At 77.6% G+C, this 6,670-nt stretch carries 1 protein-coding gene; it reads left to right on the forward strand.

The genetic code is table 11. The features are described from left to right. Positions 1–6,670: non-ribosomal peptide synthetase (locus tag LG943_RS26065; RefSeq protein WP_270075026.1), on the forward strand; the 6,670-nt coding region annotated here is incomplete at both ends.

The following is a 6,670-nucleotide window of genomic DNA, read 5'->3' on the forward strand; positions in this document are numbered from 1 at the left end:
CTTTTGGCGGGGGCGACGGTGGTGGTGGCCGAGCGCGAGGTGGTCCGCGATCCGGTGGCCCTGGCCGAGTTGATCGGCTCCTCGGGTGCCACGGTTATGCAGGCCACGCCCGCGCTGTGGCAGGCGCTGGTGGAGGAGCAGCCCGACGCGCTCCACGGCCTGCGCGTCCTGGTCGGCGGCGAGGCCCTCCCGGGGGCGCTGGCCCGGGAGTTGGCCGCGCGCTCGGCCGGGGTGGTCAACCTCTACGGCCCCACCGAGACCACCATCTGGTCCACCGCCGCGCCCCTCGCCCCCGGCACGCCCGTGACCATCGGCCGGCCCATCGCCAACACCCGGCTGCACGTCCTGGACGCCGCCCTGCGGCCCGTGCCCACGGGTGTGCCCGGCGACCTCTACATCGCCGGCGGCGGTGTGGCGCGCGGCTACCTGGGGCGGCCCGGCCTGACCGCCGCCCGGTTCGTGGCCGACCCCTTCGGTCCGCCCGGCGCGCGCATGTACGCCACCGGCGACCTGGTGCGGATCACGCGCGGCGGCGACCTGGAGTTCATCGGCCGCTCCGACTTCCAGGTGAAGGTGCGCGGGTTCCGCATCGAACTCGGCGAGATCGAGTCCGCGCTGGCCGACCACCCCGACGTGGCCCGCGCCGTCGCCGTGGTGCGCGCCGACGGCGGCCCCGCCTCGGCGCGCGTGGTGGGCTACGTCGTCCCCGCCAACGGCGCCGCCCCCGACCCGGCGGCCCTGCGCGCAGCCCTGGCCCAGCGCCTGCCCGACTACATGGTGCCCTCGGCCATCGTCGTCCTCGACGCGTTGCCCCTCACCGAGAACCGCAAGGTGGACCGCGCCGCCCTGCCCGCGCCCGAGCCCGCCGCCGAGCGTGCGGGCCGGGCGCCGCGCACCCCCGCCGAGGAGGCGGTGTGCGGGGTGTTCGCCGAGGTGCTGGGCGTGCCCTCGGTGGCCGCCGACGACGACTTCTTCGCCCTGGGCGGGCACTCCCTGGCCGCCGCCCGCGCCGTCAACCGCGTGCGCGCGCTGCTGGGCGCCGGGATCGGCGTGCGCGACCTGTTCGAGGCGCCGACCCCGGCCGCACTGGCCGGGCGGGCGGCCGCCTCGGGCGACCACCGCCCGCCGCTGGAGCCGCGCCCGCTGCCCGCGCGCGTTCCGCTGTCGGCCGAGCAGCGGCGGCTGTGGCTGCTCAACGGGCTGGGCGGCGCCGTCGCTTCGGCCTACAACGTGCCCTGGGCGCTGCGGGTGGGCGGCCCGCTGGACGCCGACGCCCTGGAGGCCGCGCTGCGCGACGTGCTCGTGCGGCACGCGGCGCTGCGCACCCGGTTCCCCGTGGGCGCCGACGGCGAACCCGAGCAGCGGGTGGTGGCGCCCGGCGATGTGCCGGTGCGGCTGCTGCGCCGCGAGGCCGGCGGGGGCGACCTGGCCGCACGCGTGGACCGCGCGGCGCGCGCCCCCTTCGACCTGGCGCGCGACCTGCCCGTCCGGTTCACCCTGTTCGCCGCCGGCCCCGAGGACCACCTGCTGCTGGCGGTGTTCCACCACGCGGCGGTGGACGAGTGGTCCCAGGAGCCGTTCCTGCGCGACCTGGACGCCGCCTACACCGCGCGCGCGGCCGGGCGCGCGCCCGCCTGGGCGCCGCTGCCGGTGTCCTACGCCCACTACGCCCTGTGGCAGCGCGACCTGCTCGCCGACCCCGACAAGCCCGGTTCGCGCGCCCACCGGCTGCGCGCGTTCTGGCGGGGCGCGCTGGCCGGGCTGCCCGAGGAGACGCCGCTGCCCGCCGACCGGCCCCGGCCCGTCGCCGGCGCCGGCGCGGCCGAGGGGGGCCTGGTGCGCTTCACCGTGCCCGAGGAACTGGCCGGGGCGGTGGCCCGGCTCGCCGAGGACACCCGCACCACCCGGTTCATGGTGCTGCGCGCGGCGGTGGCGGTGCTGCTGCACCGCATGGGCGCCGGCACCGACATCGCCCTGGGCACACCCGCCACCAGCCGCACCGACGCCGCGCTGCACGACGCGGTGGGCATGTTCCTCAACACGCTGGTCCTGCGCACCGACCTGTCGGGCGACCCCGCGTTCTCCGACCTGCTCGCCCGGGTGCGCGACGCCGACCTGGCCGCGTTCGCCCACGCCGACCTGCCCTTCGACGACGTGGTCGAGGCGGTCAACCCGGCGCGCGCGGCCGGGCGCAACCCCCTGTTCCAGGTGATGGTCAGCCACCAGACGCGGCCGGCGGGCGCCGAGGGGCTGCTGGGGTTGCGCACCCGGCTGGAGGACCAGGTCATAGACACCGCCAAGTTCGACCTGGAGTTCGTGTTCATCGACCGGCCCGGCGCGGCGGCCGTGGACGGGGCGGTGCGCTACTCCGCCGCCCGGTTCGACCGCGCCACCGTCGAGGAGCTGACCCGCCGGCTGCGGCTGCTGCTGGCCGCCGCCACCGCCCGCCCCGACCGGCCGGTGAGCGCGCTGCCGCTGATGGCTGAGGCGGAGCGGCGCCGGGTGGTGGAGGAGTGGAACGCCACCGCGCGGGCGCTGCCCGAGCGCACCCTGCCCGACCTGCTGGACGCCGGCGCCGCCCGGGGGCGGGCCGCGGACGCGGCCGTGCTCGACGCCGACGACCCGGCCGGAAGTGTGGGCCTGAGGCGGGCGGAGTTCGACGCGCGGGTGAACCGGTTGGCGCGGGAGTTGGCGGCGCGGGGTGCGGGTCCGGAGACGGTGGTGGCGATGGCGCTGCCGCGTTCGGTGGACCTGGTGGTGGCGCTGCACGCGGTGGTGCGGGCGGGTGCCGCCTACCTGCCGGTGGACGTGGCGCATCCGCCCGAGCGGGTGGCGTTCGTGCTGGACGACGCCCAACCGGCCGCCGTGCTGTGCGACACCGCCGCGCGCGCGGCGCTGCCCGAGGACTACGCCGCGAGGGCGCTCGTGCTGGACGAGCCCGCCACCGCCCAGCGGGTGGCCGCGCACGATCCCGGCCCCTTCACCGACGCCGACCGTACGGCGCCGCTGCGGCCCGACCACGCCGCCTACGTGCTGTACACCTCAGGGTCGACGGGGCGGCCCAAGGGTGTGGTGGTCTCCCACAAGGCGATCGTGAACCGGTTGGAGTGGATGCAGGGTGCCTACGGGCTCACCGCTGAGGATCGGGTGCTGCTGAAGACGCCGGTGACCTTCGACGTGTCGGTGTGGGAGCTGTTCTGGCCCTTCACCGCCGGGGCCGGGCTGGTCGTGGCGGCTCCGCAGGGGCACCGCGACCCGGGGTACGTCGCCGGGGCGATCACCCGGCACGGCGTCACGGTGTGCCATTTCGTGCCGTCGATGCTGCGGGTGTTCGTTGAGGCGCCCGAGGCGGCGGTGTGTACGTCGCTGCGCCTGGTGGTGGCCTCCGGGGAGGCGCTGCCGGGCGACCTCGCCGCCAAGGTGGGCGCCGTGCTGTCCAACGCGTTGCTGGCCAACCTGTACGGCCCCACCGAGGCGGCGGTGGACGTGACCTCCTTCGACGTGGGCACCGAGGAGTTCACCGGTCCCGGGGTACCGATCGGGCGCCCGGTGTGGAACACCTCGGTCTACGTGCTGGACCAGCGCCTGCGCCCGGTCCCCCCGGGCGTGGACGGGGAGCTGTACCTGGCCGGCATCCAGGTGGCGCGGGGCTACGCCCGCCGCCCGGGCCTGACCGCCGAGCGGTTCGTGGCCGACCCCTTCGGCCCCCCCGGCTCGCGCATGTACCGCACCGGTGACCTGGTGCGCTGGGACCGGGCCGGCCGCCTGGTGTTCGTCGGGCGCTCCGACTTCCAGGTCAAGGTGCGCGGCATGCGCGTGGAACCCGGCGAGATCGAGCACGCCCTGACCGCCCACCCCGATGTCGCCGACGCCGTCGCCGCCGCGCTGCCCGACGCCTCCGGAGGCACCCGGATCGTCGGCTACGTCGTGCCCGCGCCCGGCGCCGCACCCGAGCCCGCGCGGCTGCGCGCCCACGCCGCCGCGCACCTGCCCGACCACATGGTGCCCGCCGCGTTCGTCGCCTTGGACGCCCTGCCGCTGACCGCCAACGGCAAGCTCGACCGCGCGGCCCTGCCCGCGCCCGAGGCCCCCGCCGCCGGCGGAGCCGGCCGCGCCCCGCGCGGCCCCGTCGAGGAACTGGTGTGCGCGGTGTTCGCCGACCTGCTCGGCGTCGACCGGGTCGCCGCCGACGACGCGTTCTTCGCCCTGGGCGGCACCTCGCTTGCCGCCGCCCGCGCCGTCAACACGCTGCGCGCCCGCCTGGGCGTCGACCTGGGGGTCGCCGACCTGTTCGCCGCACCCACCCCCGAGGCGCTGGCCGCGCGCGTGGCCGAGGCCGAGCGGGCGCGCCCCGCGCTGGTGGGCGGGCGCGCCGCCGCGTCCACCGGGGACGTTCCGCTGTCGGCCGCCCAGCGCGGCCTGTGGGCCGCCGCCCAGGTCCCCGGCGCCGAGGCCGTCTACAACGTGCCCTGGACCCTGCGCGGGCGCGGCCCCCTCGACGTCGGCGCGCTGGGCGCGGCGGTGCGCGACGTGGTGGCCCGCCACGCCGTCCTGCGCACCGTGTTCTGCGAGCGCGGCGGCCGACCGCGCCAGCGGGTCCTTGCGCCCGAGGAGGTGCCCGACCCGCTGCGCGTGGTCCGCGCGGGCGGGCGCGAGTTGGGCGCCCTGGTGGCCGAGGCGGCGCGCCGGCCGTTCGACCTGCGCACCGAGCCCGCCTACCGGCCGGTGCTGTTCCTGGCCGACACCGGCGAGTACGCCCTGCTCCACCTGTTCCACCACGTGGTGGTGGACGAGTGGTCCCAGGAGCCGTTCCTGCGCGACCTGGACGCCGCCTACACCGCGCGGGCGGCCGGGCGGGCGCCGGCGTGGGCGCCGCTGCCGGTGTCCTACGCCGACTACGCCCTGTGGCAGCGCGACCTGCTGGGCGCCGAGGACGACCCGCACAGCACGGCCGCCCGGCAGCGGGCCTACTGGCGGGACGCGCTGGCCGGGCTGCCCGAGGAGACGCCGCTGCCCGCCGACCGGCCCCGGCCCGCCGTGCGCACCGGCGCCGGCGGCGTGGCCGCCGCGCGCATCCCGGCCGGCCTCGCCCGCGACCTGGCCCATCTGGGCCGCGAGCGCGGCGCCACCCCGTTCATGGTGCTGGCCTCGGCGGTGGCGGTGCTGCTGCACCGCATGGGCGCCGGCACCGACATCGCGCTGGGCACCCCGGCGACCAGCCGAGGCGACGCCGCGCTGCACGACGCGGTGGGCATGTTCCTCAACACCCTGGTGCTGCGCACCGACCTGTCGGGCGACCCCGGTTTCGGCGCGGTGGTGGAGCGCGCCCGCGCCGCCGCCGTCGCCGCGTTCGCCCACGCCGACCTGCCCTTCGACCGGGTGGTCGAGGCGGTCAACCCGGCGCGCGCGGCCGGGCGCAACCCCCTGTTCCAGGTGATGGTCAGCCACCAGACGCGGCCCGACCTGGCGGGCGGGCTGCTGGGCGGCACCGCGACCGCCGTGGACGACCAGGTGGCCCAGGCCGCCCGGTTCGACCTGGAGTTCGAGTTCGTGGAGCGCCCCGGCGAGGACGCGATCACCGTCGCGGTCCGCTACGCCGCCGACCGCTTCGACGCCGCGACCGCCCACGGGCTCGGCGAGCGGCTGGTGCGGCTGCTGGCCGCGGCGGCGGCCGACCCGCAGCGCCCCGTCGCCGACCTGCCGCTGCTGGCCGAGGCCGAGCGGGCGCGGGTGCTGGGGGAGTGGAACGCCACCGCGCGGGCGCTGCCCGAGCGCACCCTGCCCGACCTCATCGACCGCGCCGCCGCGCCGTCGCGGGAGGAAACGGCGCTGCTGTCGGCCGAGGCCGGCGCCCTCACCCGGGCGGAGTTCGACGCGCGGGTGAACCGGTTGGCGCGGGAGTTGGCGGCGCGGGGTGCGGGTCCGGAGACGGTGGTGGCGGTGGCGCTGCCGCGTTCGGTGGACCTGGTGGTGGCGCTGCACGCGGTGGTGCGGGCGGGCGCGGCCTACCTGCCGGTGGACGTGGCGCATCCGCCCGAGCGGGTGGTGTTCGTGCTGGACGACGCCCGACCGGCCCTGGTGCTGTGCCGGGAACAGGACGCCGCCGCCCTGCCGGGCCAACCGCGCGTGCCCCTGCTGCTCCTGGACGAGCCCGCCACCGCCGAGCGGATCGCCGCGCACGATCCCGGCCCCTTCACCGACGCCGACCGAACGGCGCCGCTGCGGCCCGACCACGCCGCCTACGTGCTGTACACATCGGGGTCCACCGGGCGGCCCAAGGGTGTGGTGGTCTCCCACCGGGCGATCGTGAACCGGTTGGAGTGGATGCAGGGCGCCTACGGGCTCACCCCCGACGATCGGGTGCTGCTGAAGACGCCGGTGACCTTCGACGTGTCGGTGTGGGAGCTGTTCTGGCCCTTCACCGCCGGGGCCGGGCTGGTCGTGGCCGCGCCCGACGGCCACCGCGACCCCGCCTACCTGGCCCGCACCGTCGAAGAGTTCGGGGTGACGGTGTGCCATTTCGTGCCGTCGATGCTGCGGGTGTTCGTTGAGGCGCCCGAGGCGGCGGTGTGTGCGTCGCTGCGCCTGGTGGTGGCCTCCGGGGAGGCGCTGCCGGGCGACCTCGCCGCCAAGGTGGGCGCCGTGCTGTCCAACGCGTTGCTGGCCAACC

The sequence above is a fragment of the Streptomonospora mangrovi genome, assembly GCF_027604915.1.
GTDB lineage: Bacteria > Actinomycetota > Actinomycetes > Streptosporangiales > Streptosporangiaceae > Streptomonospora > Streptomonospora mangrovi.